This window comes from Phyllobacterium sp. (assembly GCF_037994405.1).
In the GTDB taxonomy this organism is placed as follows: Bacteria; Pseudomonadota; Alphaproteobacteria; order Rhizobiales; family Rhizobiaceae; genus Phyllobacterium.
Genome location: NZ_JBBNAN010000173.1, coordinates 1 through 21885, shown reverse-complemented (window position 1 = coordinate 21885; position 21885 = coordinate 1). Strand labels below are relative to the sequence as shown.

General features: G+C 56.7%; 18 protein-coding genes and 1 pseudogene. 10 read left to right on the top strand and 9 right to left on the bottom strand.

Annotated features, from left to right (window positions below):
• Positions 1 to 56 precede the first annotated feature (56 nt).
• On the top strand, positions 57 to 1256 hold the full coding sequence (locus AAAC48_RS10180; protein WP_340654070.1) for a hypothetical protein: 1200 nt from the start codon (positions 57 to 59) through the stop codon (positions 1254 to 1256).
• Between the two features lie 70 nt (positions 1257 to 1326).
• On the opposite strand, the gene aspS is transcribed toward AAAC48_RS10180, so the two are convergent.
• Positions 1327 to 3117: an aspartate--tRNA ligase gene (gene aspS / locus AAAC48_RS10175; RefSeq protein ID WP_340654069.1), complete on the bottom strand. Its 1791-nt coding sequence runs from the start codon at positions 3115 to 3117 to the stop codon at positions 1327 to 1329.
• Positions 3118 to 3276: 159 nt separating this feature from the next.
• Here aspS and rnd point away from each other — a divergent pair, with 159 nt between their 5' ends.
• The 3 genes from rnd to AAAC48_RS10160 all read left to right on the top strand — a co-directional run bounded on the left by rnd (position 3277) and on the right by AAAC48_RS10160 (position 7479).
• Positions 3277 to 4437 (top strand): ribonuclease D, encoded by a 1161-nt coding sequence (gene rnd / locus AAAC48_RS10170; protein ID WP_340654068.1) that lies wholly within the window; start codon positions 3277 to 3279, stop codon positions 4435 to 4437.
• A 237-nt stretch (positions 4438 to 4674) separates the two neighbouring features.
• Positions 4675 to 5598 (top strand): EamA family transporter, encoded by a 924-nt coding sequence (locus tag AAAC48_RS10165; protein WP_340654067.1) that lies wholly within the window; start codon positions 4675 to 4677, stop codon positions 5596 to 5598.
• A gap of 90 nt (positions 5599 to 5688) precedes the next feature.
• Complete coding sequence (locus AAAC48_RS10160) at positions 5689 to 7479, top strand: adenylate/guanylate cyclase domain-containing protein (RefSeq protein ID WP_340654066.1); 1791 nt, start codon at positions 5689 to 5691, stop codon at positions 7477 to 7479.
• Between the two features lie 143 nt (positions 7480 to 7622).
• On the opposite strand, the gene ppx is transcribed toward AAAC48_RS10160, so the two are convergent.
• Together ppx and AAAC48_RS10150 are read right to left on the bottom strand one after the other, a co-directional pair.
• Positions 7623 to 9134, bottom strand: a complete 1512-nt coding sequence (ppx, locus tag AAAC48_RS10155) for an exopolyphosphatase (protein WP_340654065.1) — start codon at positions 9132 to 9134, stop codon at positions 7623 to 7625.
• A pseudogene (locus tag AAAC48_RS10150) lies at positions 9131 to 11263 on the bottom strand (RNA degradosome polyphosphate kinase); the annotation flags it as partial. The gene ppx and the pseudogene AAAC48_RS10150, both read right to left, overlap by 4 nt.
• Before the next feature lie 281 nt (positions 11264 to 11544).
• Here AAAC48_RS10150 and AAAC48_RS10145 point away from each other — a divergent pair.
• The gene (locus AAAC48_RS10145; RefSeq protein WP_340654064.1) at positions 11545 to 11793 is read left to right on the top strand and encodes a zinc-finger domain-containing protein; all 249 of its coding nucleotides are present in this window, start codon (positions 11545 to 11547) and stop codon (positions 11791 to 11793) included.
• Positions 11790 to 13067 carry an FAD-dependent monooxygenase gene (locus AAAC48_RS10140; protein ID WP_340654063.1) on the top strand — a complete coding sequence of 426 codons (1278 nt, stop codon included), beginning with the start codon at positions 11790 to 11792 and terminating at the stop codon, positions 13065 to 13067. The genes AAAC48_RS10145 and AAAC48_RS10140 overlap by 4 nt, the downstream gene beginning before the upstream one ends.
• 217 nt (positions 13068 to 13284) lie before the next feature.
• Here the strand turns inward: AAAC48_RS10140 and AAAC48_RS10135 are convergent, their stop codons facing one another.
• The 5 genes from AAAC48_RS10135 to AAAC48_RS10115 all read right to left on the bottom strand — a co-directional run bounded on the left by AAAC48_RS10135 (position 13285) and on the right by AAAC48_RS10115 (position 18601).
• Positions 13285 to 14088, bottom strand: a complete 804-nt coding sequence (locus AAAC48_RS10135) for an amino acid ABC transporter ATP-binding protein (protein WP_340654062.1) — start codon at positions 14086 to 14088, stop codon at positions 13285 to 13287.
• A gap of 14 nt (positions 14089 to 14102) precedes the next feature.
• On the bottom strand, positions 14103 to 15257 hold the full coding sequence (locus AAAC48_RS10130; RefSeq protein ID WP_340654061.1) for an amino acid ABC transporter permease: 1155 nt from the start codon (positions 15255 to 15257) through the stop codon (positions 14103 to 14105).
• 2 nt (positions 15258 to 15259) lie between these two features.
• Positions 15260 to 16450 carry an amino acid ABC transporter permease gene (locus AAAC48_RS10125; protein WP_340654060.1) on the bottom strand — a complete coding sequence of 397 codons (1191 nt, stop codon included), beginning with the start codon at positions 16448 to 16450 and terminating at the stop codon, positions 15260 to 15262.
• 99 nt (positions 16451 to 16549) lie between these two features.
• The gene (locus AAAC48_RS10120; protein ID WP_340654059.1) at positions 16550 to 17578 is read right to left on the bottom strand and encodes an amino acid ABC transporter substrate-binding protein; all 1029 of its coding nucleotides are present in this window, start codon (positions 17576 to 17578) and stop codon (positions 16550 to 16552) included.
• 207 nt (positions 17579 to 17785) lie between these two features.
• Positions 17786 to 18601 carry a phosphatase PAP2 family protein gene (locus AAAC48_RS10115; RefSeq protein WP_340654058.1) on the bottom strand — a complete coding sequence of 272 codons (816 nt, stop codon included), beginning with the start codon at positions 18599 to 18601 and terminating at the stop codon, positions 17786 to 17788.
• Positions 18602 to 18700: 99 nt separating this feature from the next.
• Between AAAC48_RS10115 and AAAC48_RS10110 the strand changes: the two genes are divergently transcribed.
• The 3 genes from AAAC48_RS10110 to AAAC48_RS10100 all read left to right on the top strand — a co-directional run bounded on the left by AAAC48_RS10110 (position 18701) and on the right by AAAC48_RS10100 (position 20756).
• Positions 18701 to 19876 (top strand): cystathionine beta-lyase, encoded by a 1176-nt coding sequence (locus AAAC48_RS10110; protein ID WP_340654057.1) that lies wholly within the window; start codon positions 18701 to 18703, stop codon positions 19874 to 19876.
• A 56-nt stretch (positions 19877 to 19932) separates the two neighbouring features.
• The gene (locus tag AAAC48_RS10105; protein WP_340654056.1) at positions 19933 to 20289 is read left to right on the top strand and encodes a hypothetical protein; all 357 of its coding nucleotides are present in this window, start codon (positions 19933 to 19935) and stop codon (positions 20287 to 20289) included.
• A gap of 83 nt (positions 20290 to 20372) precedes the next feature.
• Entirely contained in the window at positions 20373 to 20756 is a 384-nt protein-coding gene (locus tag AAAC48_RS10100) for a DUF305 domain-containing protein (protein WP_340654055.1), read from the top strand.
• A 65-nt stretch (positions 20757 to 20821) separates the two neighbouring features.
• On the opposite strand, the gene AAAC48_RS10095 is transcribed toward AAAC48_RS10100, so the two are convergent.
• On the bottom strand, positions 20822 to 21160 hold the full coding sequence (locus AAAC48_RS10095; protein WP_340654054.1) for a hypothetical protein: 339 nt from the start codon (positions 21158 to 21160) through the stop codon (positions 20822 to 20824).
• 443 nt (positions 21161 to 21603) lie between these two features.
• Between AAAC48_RS10095 and AAAC48_RS10090 the strand changes: the two genes are divergently transcribed.
• A partial coding sequence (locus AAAC48_RS10090) for a hypothetical protein (protein WP_340654053.1) occupies positions 21604 to 21885 on the top strand: 282 nt, incomplete at its 3' end.

Sequence of the window (21885 nt, the reverse complement as noted above, 5' to 3'; positions counted from 1 at the left end):
AGTTTTGCCGCGCCCGATGCAATAGGTTCGAAAATCAAAGCAATAGGGATAAAATCATGCCTCCAATCCACCCCCTGAAGTCCGGCTTGCGCATGCTCGCTGCAACGTCAGCCCTCGTTGTCGTGTTTGCCGGTTCAGCCTACGCGGTTGATGGCAATGTAGTGGCCGCACGATTGAAGGCGGTCTACGCCGAACAGAGCGGCACTATTGAATACGGCAACGTCGAAACCAGCGGGTCGACTGTTGTCCTCAAGGATACAAAGTTCTCCACGCCAAGCGCCAAGGAAAGCTTCGCCGTTGGTGATATTACATTGGACGACGTCAGCGATACTTCCGATGGCGGCTTCAAAATCGGTTCCCTGTCGATTCCTGATGTGAACGTCGATTCCAAGGAAGAGCCCGGCAGCAAGATCGTCGTCCAAGGCATCAAATTCGAAGGCATAACATTACCCCCGGAAGGTGCGACCACGCCGCTCGCGAAGATGCTTCAGTATGAAAAAGCTGAAGTAAAGCACGTTGGTGTCAGCGTGAAAGACAAGGATGTTTTCTCGGCCGACGACCTGACCGGAACAATGTCCCCCCTCTCCGAAACCGCGCCGGTCACCTTTGTGCTCGACTTGGCAAAGTTCAAAGCCGATCTGTCTGGAGTTGAAGACCCCAAGACCAAGGATGCCTTAAAGGCACTTGGGTACGAGACACTTACCGGGAAATTCCAGGCTGAAGGCAGCTGGAATGTATCGGATGGGCGTCTCGTTTTCGACAAGTTCGACTACCTTGTCGACAATGCCGGCACACTGGGACTGAAGTTCGATATTTCGGGCTATACGCTCGATTTCATCAAGGGCATGCAGGAAGCCACCAAAGACATGAAAGGTAAGCCCAACGATGCGCAGAGCATGGCAATGCTCGGCCTTATGCAGCAACTGAGCTTCACCGGAGCATCCATCCGCTTCGACGATGCCTCGGTGACCTACAAGGCGCTGGACTATGTCGCCAAGCAGCAGGGCGCCAAACGTGGCGATCTGATCAACCAGGCCAAAGCCATTGTCCCCATGGCGGCGGCGCAGCTCGGCAATGCCGAATTTGCGCAGTCGCTCGGTGTCGCGGTTAGCACCTATCTCGACAACCCGAAAACGATCCAGATCAAGGCCGCGCCGGCCAAGCCGGTTCCCTTCGCCATTATCGCGGCTGGGGGCATGGCCGACCCGAAATCGCTGATCAAGACGCTTGGTGTAACCGTTACCGCCAGCCAGTAATCGCAATAGCAGCCAAAAGCCCGCGCAATGCCGGGCTTTTTGTTTCTTTGGTCTCAGTTAGGAGAGGTCTTTAAACCTCTTTCTTCACCGGATTGAGCCGTATATGCAGATCGCGCAGCTGAGCTGGCGATACTTCCGATGGGGCATTCATCAGGAGGTCATAGGCCTGCTGGTTCATCGGGAACATGGTGATCTCGCGCAGGTTCTTGGCGCCGACCAGCAGCATCACGATACGGTCGATACCAGCCGCCATGCCGCCATGCGGCGGCGCGCCATACTGGAATGCCCGGTAGAGGGCACCGAAGTCCTCTTCCACAGTTTCCCGCGAATGGCCGACAGCCTCGAACGCCTTGACCATGGTTTCCGGCAGATGGTTGCGGATACCGCCCGAGGCGATCTCGAAACCGTTGCAAACCATATCGTACTGGAAAGCCCTGATCGTCAGCGGATCCTGGTTCTCCAGTGCATCCATGCCACCCTGCGGCATGGAGAATGGGTTGTGCGCGAAATCGATCTTCTTCTCGTCTTCGAGCCATTCGAAGAACGGGAAATCGACGATCCAGCACAGCTTGAACTGATCACGGTCGACAAGGTTCAGTTCTTCGCCGGCGCGCGTGCGGGCCGCACCCGCGAATGACACGAACTTCTTCGGATCGCCAGCAACGAAGAACGCAGCATCGCCGTCATCCAGGCCGAGCTGAATGCGCAGTGCTTCGGTGCGTTCCGGGCCGATATTCTTGGCAAGAGGTCCTGCCCCTTCGAGATTTTCACCTTCCTTGCGCCAGAAGATATAGCCAAGACCCGGCTGGCCTTCGCCCTGCGCCCAGGAATTCATCCGGTCGCAGAAAGCGCGCGAACCGCCGGTCTTTGCCGGAACCGCCCACACTTCCACCTTCGGATCATTTGCGATCATGTTGGCAAAAACCTTGAAGCCGGAGCCGGCGAAATGCTCGGTTACGGCCTGCATCTCGATCGGGTTGCGCAAATCCGGCTTGTCCGTGCCATATTTGCGCATGGCATCGTCATAGGCGATACGCGGGAATTCCTGCGTAACCGGCTTGCCAGCGGCGAATTCCTCGAAAACACCACGCAGGACCGGCTCCATGGTCGACAGGACGTCATCTTGCTCGACGAAGCTCATTTCGATATCGAGCTGGTAGAACTCGCCCGGCAGACGGTCGGCGCGCGGGTCTTCATCGCGGAAGCATGGCGCGATCTGGAAGTAGCGGTCGAAACCGGACATCATGATCAGTTGCTTGTACTGCTGCGGCGCCTGCGGCAGAGCGTAGAACTTGCCCGGATGAATACGGCTTGGCACGAGAAAGTCGCGCGCACCTTCGGGCGAGGACGCTGTCAGGATTGGCGTGGAAAACTCGGTGAAACCGATCTCGGTCATACGGCGGCGCATGGCAGCGATGATCTTCGTGCGCGACATGATGTTCTTGTGCAATGTCTCGCGGCGCAAGTCGAGGAAGCGGTACTTCAGACGGATGTCTTCCGGATAATCGAGCTCACCGAACACCGGCAAAGGCAGCTCCTTGGCGGCGGACAATACCTCGATCTCGCGGGCAAAAACCTCGATCTCGCCGGTTGGCATGTTGGGGTTGACCGTATCGTCGGTGCGAGCCTTCACCTCACCGTCAACACGGATAACCCATTCACCGCGCACGGTTTCCGCCAGTTTGAATGCCGGTGAATCCGGGCTGGCAACGATCTGCGTCAGGCCGTAATGATCGCGGATGTCAATGAAGAGAATGCCGCCATGGTCGCGGACGCGGTGAACCCAGCCGGAAAGACGAACTGTCGAACCAACGTCCGATTTACGCAAGGCGGCGCAGGTATGGCTGCGGTAACGGTGCATGATATGTGCCTCTGATATGTATGCTGGTTGCCGGAAAGCGTGGGACAAGCCCCGGCAAAGCCCGAGAATTTGCGCGGACAAGCGCATTTTGAGGCTGATTTGTCAAGATCAGGATTTCGAGAGCGAGACAAACGTCAATCGGTTCGCTATAGAAATTTCATGACCATGATTACAACCACCGATCAGCTTGAACAGGCTGTTGCCGCCCTTTCGCAATCCGATTTCGTGACCGTCGATACGGAATTCATCCGGGAGACCACGTTCTGGCCGGAGCTTTGCGTCATCCAGCTCGCGTCGCCCGATCATACGGCGATCGTCGATGCGCTGGCGCCGGGCCTTGATCTTGCTGCGTTTTTCAAGCTGATGGCCAATGAGAAAATCGTCAAGGTGTTCCACGCCGCGCGGCAGGACATCGAAATCATCTTCCATCTCGGAAATCTCATCCCGCATCCGGTGTTCGATACGCAGGTTGCGGCGATGGTTTGCGGTTTTGGTGATGCAATCGCTTACGACCAGCTCGTGCAGCGGGTGGTTGGTGCGCAGATCGACAAATCCTCCCGTTTCACCGACTGGCGCCGCCGCCCCCTCTCCGAGAAACAGCTGGATTACGCGCTGGCGGATGTGACCCATTTGCGCGACATCTATCTGCACCTGAAGAAGAGCCTCGAAGAAGAAGGCCGCACGGACTGGGTTCTCGACGAGATGAAAATTCTTACCGCGCGTGAGACTTATGACATGCATCCGGATGATGCGTGGAAGCGGTTGAAGATGCGTCTGCGCAAGCCGGTGGAACTTGCGGTGCTGCGCAGCGTTGCTGCCTGGCGCGAACGGGAAGCGCGCGAACGCAACGTGCCGCGCGGCCGTGTGATCAAGGACGATGCGATCTACGAGGTCGCCCAGCAGCAGCCGCGCGATGCGGAGGCAATGTCACGTTTACGAACGATTCCAAAGGGTTGGGAACGCTCGAGCATGGCGACCGGCCTGCTTAATGCGGTCAATCTGGCGCTTGACCTGCCCAAGGAGGACATGCCGCGCCTGCCGAAATCGGTACAGTCGCCCGAAGGCGCAGGTGCTGCCGCAGAGCTTTTGAAGGTGCTGTTGCGGCTTGTCACCGAGGAGCATGGCGTCGCCGCCAAGGTCGTCGCGACCTCCGACGAGATCGACAGGATCGCGGCGGAGGGCGATGCGGAAGACATCCCGGCACTGCAGGGCTGGCGGCGTGAAGTCTTCGGCGAGAAGGCGCTACAGCTCATCAATGGTGAGCTCTGTCTGAAATTCGAGAACAAGAAAATCCGTGCGGTCGCATGGCCCGCTGAATAGCGATTTCAATCGCCCGCAATCAAATTGCACCCCAAGATTGATTTTCTTATGCCAATTTCGAGCATTCTTGTGTGAGAATCGATGCTTCCCGTGCAGGGATTGCAGAATTTTGCGCAATTTCTCGGTGAGTTGGCCGACGGCTTGTTCGGAAATTATAGTTCGGTCCTGATCGAAGCATTGGCGGCACTCGCGCCGCTACTATAGTCGCATTGATCACCACTCGATGGAAAGTAACTCATGTCCGCTTCCGCAGCACACACACCGGCGCTCGCAAAAGAGATCGCCCTCCTCGCCGTTCTGGCAACGCTATGGGGCGCGTCCTATACCTTCATCAAGATCGGTGTCGAAACCATCCCTCCCGTTACCTTCATCGCGGCGCGGACGCTGATCGCCGGCGGGCTGCTTCTGATCATCATCAGGATGCGCGGTCTCGCCCTGCCGAGAGACCCGGCTATCTGGAAACGGTTCCTGATCCAGGCCTGCATCAACAGTGTCATCCCGTTCACGCTGATCGCCTGGGCCGAGATGACGGTGAATGCCGGGCTCGCGACGATCCTCAACTCGACGACACCGATCTTCACCTTCCTCATGACGGTGCTGATCACCCGTCATGAGGCGGTAACCGCACGCAAACTGTTCGGTGTTGTCGCAGGGGTCGTCGGGATCAGCCTGATCATCGGACTTGAAGCCTTCAACGGCCTCGGCAAGGGACTGGTGTCACAACTCGCGATTGTTGTCGCAACAATCTCCTATGCCTGCGCGGCGATTTTCGGACGCGGGTTCAAGGGCCTCGATCCGATGATGCCGGCGGCGGGCTCCCTGATCTGCGGCGCGGTGTTGCTCATCCCCGTGAGCCTGGTCGTCGACCATCCTTGGACAATCACCCCTTCAGCGCACTCGCTCCTCGCGCTGCTTGGCCTGTCGGTCTTTTCGACTGCCCTCGCCTTCGTCATCTATTTCCGGTTGATCCATACGCTGGGTTCGGTCAGCACGACATCGCAGGCTTACCTGCGCGTGCCGATCGGCGTTGGGATCGGCGTGCTCTTTCTCGGCGAAAGCCTGACCTCGACCGCATGGATCGGCCTCATCTGCGTTATTGCCGGCGTCGCGGCGATGACACTCCCCACGCGCAAGAAAGCCGCCATCACTGGGACAGCATAATGATTCCTGAAGGTCGGGCAGGCGTTTTTGAGCAGGAATAAGCCACCATTAAATCGCGACGACTACAGGCACGATGCTTCGGCGGTGTAGATGTGCTATGCAGACGAAGATCAAACGAACGGGTTTGGTGTGCCGATGGAACAAAAGCTGTCCGTCATCATGGCTTGCGATGTAGTCGGCTACAGCCGATTGATGGGCATCGACGAGAAAGGCACCTTGTCGGCTCTCAAGAGCCACCGGCGCGAACTCCTGGATGTTAGAATTGCCGAACATCAAGGCCGGACCATCAAACTCATTGGCGACGGGATGCTGGTTGAATTTCGGACCGCAGAGGACGCGGTCCTGTGTTCAATTGATATTCAGCGCGAAATGCGACAGCGAAATGCCGATGTTCCGGAGGATCGGCGAATAGAATTTAGGATCGGGATCAATATCGGTGACATAATTTTTGAGGACGACGACGTTTACGGCGATGGCGTGAACGTGGCGGCGCGCATCGAGAACATCGCCGAGCCAGGCGGCATCGCAGTGTCCTCATCGGTACGCGATACGCTGGGCAACCGCCTTAGCATCGGCTTCGAGGACGCAGGCGAGCAGGCATTGAAAAACATCGAGCGGCCGCTTCGCATTTTCAACATCATCATCGATGATCCGGAAGTTGGGGCTTCCAAGCGTGGGTCAACTTCTCCAATCGCCGTGCCGTCGCCCAACATTCGAGGCAATCCGGTCTTCAAGTCCAACAGAACGCTTCTTTATGTTTCCAGGTTTTTAAATCTGAGCGGGGATCCAGATCAAGAATATTTTGCGGCCGGCATATCGGAAGACATTGCCGCCGCATTATCCCGGTTCTCGCGATTGAACGTGATCGTTCAGGCGCCTCGTTCAGAACCGCGACGTGATGGCCCGACTACTTATTACACCCTTGAGGGCAGTGTGAGGCGGCTAGGCGATCGTGTCAGGGTTAATGCCAATCTGACCAATGTTCTTCGCGAACAGATCTGGGCGGAAAAATACGACTTCGACCTTGTTGACGTGTTCTACATCCAGGACGAGCTGTCCCAATCCATCCCTGCTGCGCTGAACATCAAGATTGAGGAAGCTGAACGTCAGCGCGTTCTCGGTAAACCGCTTACAGCCCTAAGGGCATATGATTTTTATCTGCGGGGCCGGCATCTGGAACAGAGCTTGAATCCGGATGAGGTGCGACTTGCGAGGGAAATGTTTATCGCCGCGATCAAGGATGATCCAAGCTACCCGCGCGGATATTTGGGCCTCGCCTGGCTCGATATACGGAAGCTGAAATGGAATGAGAGCGTCGACCTTCAAGCAACACTGGCCAGTGCATTTGCTTCAGCAAGCAAAGCCCTGGACCTCAATCCCTTTGAGGCCGATGCTCATTGGGCACTCGGCGTCATCCACCTTTGGAGGGGGGAGGCAGAACGGGCTATAGGTTGTTATGAACGGGGTCGCGAATTGGCACCCAACAACTGTGATCTCCTCGCTGAATATTGCGACGCGCTGGGTTATCTTGGACGCTTGGAAGACGCCATCAGGGTCGGTGAGCTGGCTGTACGGCTCAACCCAAGTCGACCCGACTGGTATCTTTGGAACATTGCGGCCAGCAAATATCTTTCCGGAAACTATTCGGATGCATTGTCTCTTCTGGAAAAAATGATTGAGCTTGGACCTGCCTACCGCTTGCTGGCAGCAACATATGGTAAACTTGGACGCCTGGAAGACGCACATCGCGCGGCGAGTGAACTCCTGAAAATCTACCCGGAATTTTCAATTGAGCGATACAGTTCCAGGGCTCCGTATCGTGACAAGGCTCTGTTGGCCAAGTACGTCGAGGGGCTGCGACTGGCGGGGCTGCCAGAGTAATTCGGGAGCCTGATAATTTCTCCTGCCGCAGCACGAAACGTCTCCGAAGCCCATCCCACCCGGCGCCCTCGGTAACTTCGTGCGGAAGTCGACCGAGGTTGGTTTCGTCGGCCATATGCTCGCTTTTGCGAGAAACGACGCAGCTACGCCCCAATCACCATCCTCAGGTTCTTGCCGGTCAGCCTCGCCAGCTGCTGCAGCCGGCCCTCGGGGACGTCGCCGATGAGATCGGCCTTCGATTTGTGCACAACCAGGTCGATGCCGTCGGCGGTCGGTTTCCAGGAAAGGTTCGGGACAACGCCTGCCATGGAAGCGGAGAACGGATAAGTGATACGCATGACCGCCGCCAGGATCCTCGAATATTCGAGCAGTCGCGGACTGGCGATGGCCGCAAGCTCCGGATCCGCCCCACTGTTGGTAATGCCTTCGTGCCGGAAGAAATTGGCCAGCGCGATATAAGCGCGGCCGGGATGGTCAATGCCGACAAAGGCGGCATTCGAGATCATGTTCAACGCCTGGGAGCCGCGATAATCCGGGTGCGCGCGCCAGCTTATATCTGCAACGAGGCACGCGGCGCGGCGATAGCGCTTCTCGTCCTCGGTTTCATCATAACCAAGCGCTGCAAAGGCCTCGCCGGTCCAATCGGCAAGCTCGCGCGCATAGGCCGGCGAGCGAGCGCGAAGCACAGCCAATTCGTCTGCAGCCGAGATCAGCGGATCTTCCAGCTGCTCGCTTTCCGACAGAAGCGAATAGAGGAAACCTTCGCGCACGCCGAGCGCCGAGAACACGACCCTTGACGGGCGCATCAACTTGATCGTTTCGAGAAGTGCGATCGCGCCATAGGACAAGAGTGCACGGCGGTTCTTCGAAACATCCTCGATGCCGCGCATATAATCGAGATCGCCAGCGGCAACGAGCTTCAAGAAGCGCTGAGCCTCCTCAAAGGCGATTTCATAATGGTGCATGACATGGAGCGGATAATGCGTGGCGCTCATATGCAGCTTGGCGAGATTTCGCCAGGTCCCGCCGACCGCATAGAAAGTTCTGCCCCTGCCGTTGGCGAGAAGTTTTGCCGTCGACAAATGTTTCCTGGCGATGCTGACCGCTTCGGTCAGATCGCCATCCGACATATCCTGCAGGCGCAGGCCGCCCAGAGGCAGTGTGATACCATCGCCGATCTGGCGGCCCTTGACGTCGACCAGCTCGAGACTGCCGCCGCCAAGGTCGCCGGCGATGCCGTCGGGATCGTGAAAACCGGAGATGATGCCGAGCGCCGAATAATAGGCTTCTTCCCTGCCCGACAGGACCTTGATCGGCTCCTTCAGGAGTGCTTCGGCTTCCTTGATGAATTGCGAGCCGTTTTCTGCTTCACGCGCCGCGGCCGTCGCAAGAACATCCAGCGAGACTGCTCCGGCCTGATCTGCCAGCGCGCGGAAGCGGCGCAACGCGCGAAGCGCGCTTTGCACCGCCTTCGCGTTGAGTTTCCTGGTTTTTACCAGCCCCTTGCCGAGGCCACAGAGAATTTTTTCATTGAAAAGAACGGTCGGCGACCGGTTTACCCCTTCATAGACCACCAAGCGCACGGAGTTCGAACCGATATCGATGACGGCGGCCGGTTGACGCCCCTGTACGCGCCCTTGTGCGGCGGAGATCATGCAGCCTTGTTTCTTTTGGACCGCTTGCGATGCGCAATCAATCGGGGTGCTGAAGATTTCAGCGACTTGCCACGGCCTGACAGGCTGGGATTGGTCATGAAATATTCCTGTGCGTTAAAAGCTTCTTCCCCGTCAGCCGGTGCAATCCGGCGCGACGTTCCGTCTGCTAGTAACTCGTAACTCTGCTGGTTGTCGAGAAGGTTGGCCAGCATAATCTGTGAAAGAACCTGCTGATGCACCGTTGGATTGGTGATGGGAACCAATGTTTCAACCCGGCGGTCGAGATTGCGTGTCATCATGTCGGCCGACCCGAAATAGACAAGCGCCTTTTCCGACGGCAGGCCCTCGCCGTTGCCGAAGCAGAAAATGCGGCTGTGTTCGAGGAAGCGTCCGACGATGGATTTTGCCCGAATATTGTCAGAAAGGCCGGGAACCTGCGGGCGCAGGCAGCAAATGCCGCGCACGACGAGATCGATTTCCACGCCGCTCTTGCTGGCATCATAGAGCGCGTCAATGATTTCCGCGTCGACCAGCGAGTTCATCTTCATCCAGATGGCCGCCGGGCGGCCTGCCTTGGCGTGGACAATCTCCTCGGCAATGTGGTGCAGGATGCGAGGTCGCAACGTAATCGGCGAAACTGCAATACCCATCTCCCCGGAGGGCGGCGTGTAGCCGGTGATGAAATTGAAGATCTGCGCTACGTCGCGGCCAATCGATGGTTCGCACGTGAAGAACGACAGGTCGGTATAAATCTTGGCGGTGATCGGATGGTAATTGCCGGTCCCCAGGTGCACGTAGCTGCGCAGTTTGTTTTCCTCGCGCCGGACGACGAGCGACATCTTGGCGTGGGTCTTCAATTCGATGAAGCCGAAAACCACCTGGACGCCGGCGCGTTCCAGATCGCGGGCCCAGCGGATATTCGCCTCCTCATCGAAACGGGCCTTCAGCTCGATCAGGGCCGTCACCGACTTGCCGGAATCGGCCGCATCGATCAGCGCGCGCACGATGGGGCTGTCATTCGAGGTCCGGTAAAGCGTCTGCTTGATCGCAACCACGTCCGGGTCAGCTGCTGCCTGGCGCAGGAACTGGACCACGACGTCGAAGGACTCGTAGGGGTGGTGGACGATGATGTCTTTCTCGCGAATGGCCGCAAAGCAGTCACCGCCATGCTCGCGCACCCGTTCGGGGAAACGCGGATTGTAGGGCACGAATTTCAGATCGGGACGCGGAATGCTGACGATTTCGGAAATCATGTTCAGTGCCAGAAGGCCGCTGAGAACGCTGATACGATTGTCCGGAACACCGAGTTCGGTGGCGACAAAGCTGCGCAGCGATTCCGGCATTTCATCGTCGAACTCGATGCGGATCACCTGACCGCGACGCCGGCGCTTCAACGCGCTTTCGAACAGGCGCACCAGATCTTCGGCCTCCTCCTCAACTTCGATATCGCTATCGCGGATGATGCGGAAAGTGCCTGCACCCTTGACCTCATAGCCGGGAAACAGCCGCCCGGTGAAGAGGCTGACCGCATCTTCGAGCGTCAGGAAACGAAAATGTCCGCTCTCGTCCGGAATCTGGATGAAGCGTTTCAAAGCCTGTGGCAGGCGCAGTAGAGCCGTCATGGGACGGTTGTCGGTGCTCCGGTTGAGAAGCATGGCGATCGTAAAGCCAAGGTTGGGGATAAACGGAAATGGATGGGCAGGATCGATCGAGAGCGGGGTCAGAACCGGATAAATGGTTTCGAGGAAGTGATCTTCCAGCCAGGCCTGCTCCGCCTTGGTCAACTTGTCAGGGCGGACAATCTCAATATTTTCACCCAGCATTTCGGCGCGCAGCTCATTCAGCCTCAGCTGCTGTGCAACCTGGAGCTTGCCGACTTCCTCAAGCACGAATTCCAATTGTTCCTGCGGGGTGCGGCCGTCATCGCTGCGATCGGAAACGCCGGCACGGACCTGACCGGCAAGGCCGGCAATGCGCACCATGAAGAATTCATCGAGGTTGGCTGCCGAGATCGACAGGAAGCGCAGGCGCTCAAGCAGCGGCTGGTTCTTGTTCTCCGCTTCTTCGAGCACGCGCCGGTTGAACTGCAACCAGGAAAACTCGCGATTGACGAAACGATCGACGCTGGTGTGCAGGTCCGGCAGGTCGACTTTCTCGACGGGTTCCGGAACCGCAGGCGATTGGTCGTTCATTATCGTTCTCCGATTAATAATTTCCGCCGAAAACGGATTCGATAAAATACCATAGTGAAGTCTTTTGACAGTTTGATAGCAAGCGTTTTCAAGTGACCATCATAAAGTGCTGATGATGCGTGCTGCGACATAGAATGCGTTCCATTTGGGCATCTTTTGTTTTAAGACAAATCAATTGCGCCAAGAGCGCGTTGAGCCAAGATCTTCAGGAGCGAAATATGGCTGGACACAGCATCCCTCATTTCCAGAACAGCGCTGGTCATGCGACCATTTCGATCGGCGTGAAGGAATTCATGTGTGTCGGCGCCAATCCGCCCTTCGACCATCCACATGTGTTTCTCGATCTGGGCGACGATAATGAGAAGGTCTGCCCCTATTGCTCGACGCTTTATCGCTATGACGCCTCGCTTGCTGCCGACGTCACAGTGCCGGAAGGCTGCCTCTATGTGGACAAGGCCGCCGCTTGAAAGCAGCCCTCATCGATCTGAAGACAGAACGAAACAGGCGAATTCCCAATCCTGATCAGATCATTGTTGCTGGCGCCGGCATTGCCGGCCTCACCCTTGCCCTTGCCCTCAGCGAAAAGGGATTTGACGTCCAGATTTTCGAAAAGAGCGCAACGCTGGCGGAAATCGGAGCGGGTCTGCAGCTTTCGCCGAACGCGACGCGGCTGCTGGACCGCCTCGGCGTGCTTGAGCGCCTGAAATACGCGTCGGTTGAGCCGCAGGCCATTTGCCTGCAGGATGGTACGAGCGGCGAGAAACTGCTGCATTTCCCCATTGGCAATCAGGCGAAAGAACGCTGGGGCGCGCCCTATATCGTCTGCCATCGCGCCGATCTGCAAAACGCCCTGCTCACGCAAGCGCGCAGCCGCCCCAACATAGCCATCCAGCTGCAATCGGCTGTGACGCAGCACAAGGCAGATGCGGGAGGAATTCTCGTGCGCGTGCAATATCACGACCGCATCGAGGAGCATCGCGGCGCCCTGCTGGTCGGAGCGGATGGCGTGTGGTCGAATATGCGCACGGCCATGTCGGACACCGATCGCGCGCGCTATACCGGCACCATCGCGTGGCGGTCATCCGTTTCTGTCGATCAACTGCCGGAATCGTTCAAGGGTCTGCTGCCCGCCGGAACCAACGTGGTCGCCTGGACCGGAGCCAACGCCCATCTGATTGCCTATCCGATCCGTTCCGGACAGGTGATCAATTTCGTTGCCGTCGCACCTGACCGGCAAGATGGCCGACGCTGGAACCTGCAGATCGATCCGGAGAATATCAGCCAGAATTTCATCCGCGAGTTTGCGGCCTGGCATCAGGGCATACGCGACATGATGCGTGCGGGGCGCCCCTGGACGCCGTGGCGCCTTTTCGAGATGAAGAAATGCCGGTTCAAGATCGAGGATCGTCTGGTCTTGATCGGCGATGCCGCCCACGCCATGACCCCCTACGCTGCACAGGGCGCGGCCATGGCAATTGAAGACGGCTGCGCGCTTGCTGCGGCGCTCGGCACCGACGGCGCGAAATGGGATTCTGCACTTGCCTCATTCAGCAGTGCGCGAACGCATCGCATTACGGCGGTCGTCAGGCGCGGCGCGCTCAACCACCTTGCTTACCATGCCAAGGGGCCGATGGCGCTTGCCCGCAACATTGTATTGCGGAACCGCCCGGTCGAGAAATTCGTCAAGGGCTTCGACTGGCTTTACGGGTTTGATGCCGAAGGGCCGTTTGATCAGAAATGATCATTCAGCAGGGGTAGCGCGGCGTTTCAGTTCACGAGCAATTTCGGCGAGGCGAGCGTCCGTTTCCCTCAGATTTTTCTCGGACTCGTAGCGGACAACCAAAATCGCGCCCATCTCAGCAATATCAAACCCCACAGCTATCGCGGGATCGAAGATCAAAACGAGGCGGCGGCCACAAGGGGCCGCCGCAATATACTGAAATCACTGCAGATGTGCTTTAGTGCAGTATCTGGCTGAGGAACAGCTTGGTGCGCTCATGCTGCGGATTGTCGAAGAATTCCGCAGGCGCGTTCTGCTCGACGATCTGGCCCTGGTCCATAAAGATCACGCGGTTCGCCACCTGCCGGGCAAAGCCCATTTCGTGGGTAACGCAGACCATGGTCATGCCTTCCTCGGCAAGCTGGACCATCGTATCCAGCACTTCCTTGATCATTTCCGGATCAAGCGCGGAGGTCGGCTCATCGAACAGCATGATGCGCGGGTTCATGCAGAGCGAACGGGCGATCGCCACGCGCTGCTGCTGACCGCCGGAGAGTTGGCCCGGATATTTGTTGGCCTGCTCGGGAATCTTGACGCGCTCAAGATAATGCATGGCCACCTCGTCGGCCTTCTTCTTCGGCATCTTGCGCACCCAGATCGGCGCCAGCGTGCAGTTCTCGAGAATCGTCAGATGCGGGAAAAGATTGAAGTGCTGGAACACCATGCCGACTTCACGGCGCACTTCGTCGATCTTCTTAAGATCATTGGTAAGTTCGATGCCGTCGACGATGATCTTGCCGCTCTGGTGTTCCTCCAGGCGGTTGATGCAGCGGATCATGGTGGACTTGCCCGAACCGGATGGACCGGCAATGACGATACGCTCACCGCGCATCACCTTGAGATTGATGTCCTTCAGGACGTGGAAATCACCATACCACTTGTTCATGTTGATGATGTCGACAGCAACGTCCGTTTTGGATACATGCAAGAGCGAGCGATCGACGTGAATTTCATTGGGGTCAACAACGTTTTCGGTTGTCATAATATCAGTACTCCCTAGCGTTTGTGTCCTGTATCGAGCCGCTGCTCCATGAAGATAGAATAACGCGACATGCCGAAACAGAAAATCCAGAAGACGAAGCCTGCAAATATCAGGCCGGAAATTGGGGTTTGCGGAGATGCCCAATTGGCATCGGAGAAGTGCTGACGCACCGTTCCGAGCAGATCGAACATGCTGATGATCGAGACCAGGCTGGTGTCCTTGAACAGGCCGATGAAGGTGTTGACGATACCGGGGATGACCATCTTCAACGCCTGCGGCAGGATAATCAGTCCGGTTTTCTGCCAGTAGCCAAGGCCGAGTGAATCGGCACCTTCATATTGCCCCTTGGGGATTGCCTGCAGACCGCCACGCACCACCTCAGCCATGTAGGCCGATGCGAATAGCGCCACACCGATCAGCGCCCGCAGGAACTTGTCGAAGGATACGCCAGGCGGCAAGAACAGCGGCAACATGTAGCTGGCCATGAACAGCACTGTAATCAGCGGAATGCCGCGCACCATTTCGATGAAGATGACGCAGAGCATCTTGATGACCGGCATCTTCGAACGGCGCCCGAGTGCAAGAGCAATCCCGAGTGGCAGCGATACGGAGATGCCGACGAATGAAATCACCAAGGTGACAAGCAGCCCGCCCCACGCGGAGGTCTCGACATAGGAGAGACCGAACCAGCCGCCGACCAGCAGGACGAACGCGACAATCGGGAAAATGAAGAAGAACACGATCGCGTTCGGCACTTTGTAAGGCGCCTTTGGAATGAGCAGCGGGACAAGCAGTAGCACGAACAGGATGGCCACGAGGTTTACACGCCAATGCTGATCCACCGGATAGCGGCCATACATGAACTGGTTGAAGTTGGCATTCACATAGGCCCAGCAAGCGCCTGACCACCCTTCCGGCTGAATGCCGCCTTGCGCGACTGTCGAGCAAACAGATCGATCCGGCCCTACCCAGGCGGCGTGAACGAACAGCCAGTTGATCATGGGCGGAACGAACCACAACAGGAGCAGGATAGCGATGATGGTCAGAACCGAGTCAGCCGGCGTGGCAAAGAGGTTGGTACGGATCCATTTGACCACACCTCGTTCCGCCAGCGGCGGTGTCTGGCCCTGAAGCATCTCGGTACGGACGTAGCTTAGATTATTATCCATGATCAGCGCTCCACCAGGGCCATCTTGGCATTGAACCAGTTCATGAAGACCGATGTCAGCACGCTGAGGCTGAGATAGACCACCATCCAGATAGCGACGACTTCGATGGAACGATTAGTCTGGTTGAGGATCGTACCGCCGACTGCGACGAGATCGGGATAGCCGATTGCCACTGCCAGGGACGAATTCTTGGTCAGGTTGAGATACTGGCTCGTCAGCGGCGGGATGATAATACGCATCGCCTGCGGCACGACCACAAGCCGCGTTGTTGGACCAGCGCGCAATCCCAGCGCATGGGACGCCTCGCTCTGGCCCTTGCCGACGCCGCGGATACCAGCACGCACGATCTCCGCGATAAAGGCCGCCGTATAGAAGGACAGGGCAAGATAAAGCGACATGAATTCCGGGCCAACGACCGTGCCACCCTTCAGATTGAACGCACCGAGGATGGGAGGGTCAAATGTCAGCGGAAAACCTTTGATTGCCAAAGCAAGAATCGGCAGGCCGATAATCAGTGCCAGCGCCGTCCAGCCGACAGGGAATTGCTGGCCCGTTGCCATCTGCCGCTTATAGGCCCAGCGCCGAACAAGAAATGTCCCGACAATACCGACCAGAAGGCCAACGGCTGCCAGCCATGCCCCTTCACCAAAAATGGGCGCGGGGAAGAAGAAACCGCGATTGTTCAGATATGTATGCAGCGGCAACGGAATGCTCTGCCTTGCCTGCGGCAGAACCGACAGAACGCCGGAATACCAGAAGAAAATGACCAGCAGCGGCGGGATATTGCGGAAAACCTCGACATAGACCGTGCAGATCTTGCGGATGAGCCAATTGTGCGAGAGTCGGCCCACGCCGACGATGAATCCGATGATTGTGGCCGTAATGATGCCGACGACGGCCACTGTCAATGTGTTGAGAATACCGACCCACAACGCCGTCAGGTAGGTCGAGTCACTCGAATAGGTAAGGTAGGGACTGCTGCTTATGTCAAAGCCAGAGCGCCCGTCGAGAAAACCGAAACCAGACGCAAGGTGTGCGCGCTGAAGATTGGCTATTGTATTGTTGACGATCCAGTAGCCGAAACCTGCGATCACAAGAATTGCCACGATCTGGAAAACGTAACCGCGTATTTTCGGATCGTATAGAAGTGATGCGCTATCTCTGCCGACAGGCGTAATGTCCTGCGATGCCATTGACCCCTCGTTTCTTTTTAAACGTTTGTTCTTATTATTTTTATTATGTTTTGGAGGAGGAGGCATGAGCCCCCTCACCCGATTTCAAAACGACCGCAATCAGCGGATCGGCATTGCGTATTGCAGGCCGCCCTTGCTCCATTGAGCATTGATGCCACGTGCAATCTTGAGCTTGCTTCCGGAACCAATATTGTTCTCGAAGACTTCACCGTAGTTCCCGACGGCCTTGACGATGTTAACAACCCAATCATTGGTCAGGCCAAGGTCTGTTCCAAGCTTTGTATTGGCTTCCTGGCCGAGAACACGCTTGATTTCCGGGCTGTCGCTTTTGACCAGTTCTTCCACATTGGCTTTGGTGATGCCAAGTTCTTCAGCGGTCAGCAGGGCGTAATGAGTCCAGCGGATGACGTCGGCCCATTGGCTATCTCCCTGGCGAACGGCAGGTCCAAGCGGTTCCTTGGAGATGATTTCTGGCAGAACGACGTGATCGTCAGGTGCAGAAAGGGTCAGGCGGATTGAGTAAAGGCCCGACTGGTCGGTGGTGTAGACGTCGCAACGTCCGGAATCATAGGCCGCGTTGACCTCTTCAAGCTTCTCGAACACGACTGGATTGTATTCCATCTTGTTCGCCTTGAAGTAGTCGGCGAGGTTCAACTCGGTCGTAGTACCGGCCTGTACGCAAACCGATGCGCCAGACAGCTGGAGCGCGGAATTGATGCCCGACAGCTTCTTCGAATTGATCATGAATCCCTGGCCGTCGTAGTAGTTGACGCCGGTAAAGTCGAACCCTTGCGTGTCGCGGCTGAGCGTCCAGGTGGTGTTGCGGATCAGTACATCAATTTCACCGGACTGAAGGGCGGGAAGACGATCCTTCGCCGACAGCGGTGTGAATTTTACCTTGGTTCCATCGCCAAAGATGGCGCCGGCAACAGCGCGGCAATAGTCAACGTCAAAGCCTGACCATTCGCCTTTGTCGTTCGGCGAAGCGAAGCCGGCGAGACCGGTGTTGACGCCGCATTGCAGGAATCCCTTCTTCTTGACGTCGTCAAGCGTTCCAGCAGAAGCTGCGGTCGCCAAAAGAATCAGCGCCGAGGCAGCGAGCGTGCCCTTCAAAACAAGATTTTTCATCACAAATGTACCCTTTGGTTGTTGCCCGTAGTTCCCAGAGAGGAAAAACACGATATTGGCGGGTATCCCCCTACCCCAAAAAGGGTCCAATACCTCTCCCATTCACTCTTGCATCGAAGGCCATTCTGCCTCTTTGGTCAAGGGACAATCTTTGCTCAATATTAAAGCAGCAAGCAACTTCGGGCTGCACATTCGACAAATTACCGCTTATTTCTTGTTCAAATCCGTATTTCGCTGCCAAATGCGGTCACGAAAACGCAAGATTGGCCAGAATCGGCCCTCCTCGCACAGGAACGCCGAACGGCGTCCCGCCAGAAATCTGGCCAGCGCAATTGTAAACAGAAAACCAATGCTATAGCCGGCGGCGACGTCGGTCGGATAGTGCGCGCGCGCTATAATGCGCGTGAAGGCAATGAACATTGTTGCCAGAATGATCGGCACGCGCCAGCGCGGAAACCACAGCGCAAGGACGGCTCCGACCGCGCCCATGGTCGTGGAATGACCGGATGGAAAACTGGCAAAATTGTATCCCGCCTCGAGGGGCGAAAAACTGTTGGCGCCCAGTGTATCGACGAATTTCGGACGCGCGCGTCCAATGAGGAATTTTGCGATGTTCGTCAGGATTCCGGAGAGCGCAATTGCCCAAAAGGCAAATGTCGCCTGCGCATAAACCAGCCCGAATCGCAAACGCCTTGCCTGAGTAAGATTTCGCCAGTCGATGCCGATCAAGCACACGCCGATGGCAAAGGCTGGAATAAGGTACCATTGCGACAGACCGATATCGGTAAGACGGCGCGCACCGCTAAGCGGTCCATAGGACGATAATGTTCGGGACAAATAGGCGTCATAGGGATGGAGCAGCAGAATAAAGAAGAAGATCAGGACGGCGGCCATGGACATGCCACCGGTCCATGCCGGCGGGGTACCGGGATATGCGGGGGCCTTCATGCGCCGCAAAAAGCGAACGACCGATAGACCGGCACGTTGCATAGCCGATTGCTGGTCATGAATCTTCCCGGTCATCTTCCCATTCCGTGTCAGCAAGCAAGCTCCCCTGTTGCAACAGGCACGCCGTCGCATTATCGACTTCTACCAAAGCATACAAGATGTGGAGACGATCTCATGGATAAGCAACCGGGCAAGACGGCGAAACTGGGCATCAACACCAGGCTTGCTCATGGAGGGTATGATCCCCGCGACTATCATGGTTTCGTCAACCCGCCGGTCGTGCACGCATCGACGGTGCTGTTCCCCGATGCCGAAACGATGGCGAGCCACAAGCAGAAATACACCTATGCCACGCACGGCACGCCAACGACCGACGCGCTGTGCCGCGCAATCGACGAGTTGGAAGGGTCGGCTGGAACGCTCCTCGTTCCATCAGGCCTCGTCGCAGTGACAGTTCCGCTCCTCGCCTTCCTCGTACCAGGCGATCACCTTTTGATGGTCGACTGCTGCTATGGCAATACAAGGCACTTCTGCAACACGATGCTGAAACAGTTCGGCGTAGAGGTCGAATATTACGATCCTCTGGTTGGCGCCGATATCGAAAAGCTGATCAAGCAAAATACGCGCGTCGTTTTCACAGAATCGCCTGGATCCAACACATTCGAAGTTCAGGATATTCCCGCCATTGTCGAAAAGGCGCATGCCGCGGGTGCGGTCGTCATGATGGACAATACCTGGGCGACACCGATCTACTTCAAGGCCCTCGACTACGGCGTCGATATTTCGATCCACGCGGCGACCAAATATCCCTCCGGTCATTCGGATATCCTGATGGGAACGATCTCCGCTAACGAGAAATGCTTCAAGAAGCTCGACGCAGCCTATACGGCGCTTGGCCTCTGCGTGAGCGGCGATGATGCCTATCAGATCCTGCGCGGCCTGCGTACCATGGGACTGCGGATGGAACGGCACGCCCAGAATGCACTCGAAATCGCCAAATGGCTGGAGAGCCAGGAGGGCGTTGTCGAGGTGCTGCATCCGGGGCTTGAGAGCCATGCCGGCCATGCCCTGTGGAAACGCGATTTCGGCGGCGCGGGCGGCGTATTCTCGATCGTGATCAATGGCGGGACAAAGCAGGCACACGCATTCCTGAATGCACTGAGGATATTTGGCCTTGGTTATTCCTGGGGCGGTTATGAGAGTCTGGCACTGCATGTACATCTCGGCGGGCGGGTCATCACCAGCCAGAACTATGCCGGCCCGCTCATCCGCCTCCAGATCGGCCTCGAAGACACAGCGGATCTCATCGCCGATATCGAAAATGCGCTGGCGGCGGCAAAAGCCGCCTGAGCGGCATAAATACAAGTTGATTTCGATTTATTTGCTGGACTTGCTATGAAGGCGCAATGAACAGGTTGGTTGCAGTCCTCGTGCTTCTGGCGGCGCTTGGCATCGGCTGGGTTCCGGTGTTTGCAGCACCTGCGCGTCTGGCTGCGGAAATGAATATGCACGATACCGCCGCGGGCACTTCGCCAGCGCCGATCCATGTCCATCATGCAAGCGGATGTGCCGGAAAGCAGCAGCATTGTCCTCAAGATGCCAAGCAGCAGCACCCCGCAGTATGCGCGGCCTGTATCGGCGTTCCCGCAGTGGCTCCTCTTATTTTGCTCTCAGGACAAGCCCGAATGATTATCCCGCGCGGCAAGGAACTGCCGCTCGTTGCGCGCTCCAACGCTCCGCTTCCACGGCCTCCCAGTCTTTGAATGATCGCTCCATTTCGTTCCAATGCGCAGGTGACCGGGTCTTAGCCTGCGCCGATTGACTGACCCATGGAAAGTTCAAGACAATGAAAATGAAACTGCTTCACAGCGCAGCATTGATCTGCGCCATTGCTTTCGTCTCGCCCGCCCTGGCACAGGACCATACGTCCCACAAAATGATGAAACACGAAGCCATGGCGCCGGCCGGCGACCAGAGTGCATCGTCCAAGGCATTCGCCGCAGCCAACGCGAAAATGCACAAGGACATGTCGATTGCCTTCACCGGCAATGCGGACAAGGATTTCGTGCGTGGGATGATCGCGCATCACCAGGGCGCGATCGATATGGCGAAGGTCGAACTCGAATACGGCAAGGATGCGGAAATCCGCAAACTGGCCGAGGGAATCATCGCTGCACAGGAAGGCGAAATCAAACAGATGAAAGCCTGGCTGGCGAAGAACGGCGACTGAGGCCGCAAAGCAATCACCCGCCGGTTTTGCGGCCGGCGGGTGATTGATGCAAACTCGTTTACACCTTACTGGTTTATTTCATAGCTGGCGGCGCGCTTTTGCAGGCACAATTGCCAAAGACTATGGGCAGCATCGGCATAGGTTGAAGTCCCTGCCTTGAACTCGGCTGAACGCAACGGCAACAAATCTTCGACGACATCCAGTGTGCGTGACGGAAGGATATCCGTGCAGGTCCACAGCCGCCGGAACACGGTGCTGATTGCAACCTGCCTGTCATTGACGCCAATCACGGGTTCGTCGTCGCCGAGTTCCCAATCCTCCAAGGCGTCAATCGCATCCTGAAAGGCGTTATGCAATATGATGGGCGCGTGGCCCTCATGAAGTGGGTGCAGCAAACCAGGCATTCCTGTCTCCTCACTCTCTGCGTTGCACTGCCGGGGGTTCCCGGAAACGGAATCATAAGGGTGGAATGGCGATTTCAGCAAGCGCAAACTGCGATACCATACTATTTTACTAGACATATTGGATTAAATCGAGTTTTCGCTATAGTTTTAACGTTCATTATTCATCCTATGAATGCATAATGTCTATTATAGCTTTGAATATACTATCGTTTCCCGCGCAATATCAGGGCAGACGAGGTAACTGCAGCCACGGCGCCAGTCGTGCTGATTGGCAAAACCAGCCTGAGCTGGCCAAATCACTTGGATCTATCGCGCCAAAGCAGTTTGACTGCATTGAACCTGCAGGTTGGCATCGAGCATATTTCGTGATTTTTGCATTCTTTTGAACTGGATTTATTTCAATGTCTTATTTTCAGCGCGTGGGGTTTGCGCGCTGACCAAACTTGCTTGCAACTTTATTAGGACGGATAGGTGGCTTTCTGGCCGCCCGAATTCAGCTGTTTGCGGAACTTGTCCCCTTCATATCCCTAAGAGATGCCACATGGTCTGAACTGAACAATTCCCGGGACGCTATTGCCCTTGATGTCTTGCCGCAGAGCGGCGTCGGCAAGGTGTGCCATATCCTGAAAACAGCCGGTGCCCTTCGCGAGAATGCGACAGTCCTTGAACTCGGCGCAGCGTCGGGGGTTCAGACAACCGAGATGGCCACGTGCGGTGCGTTTTCG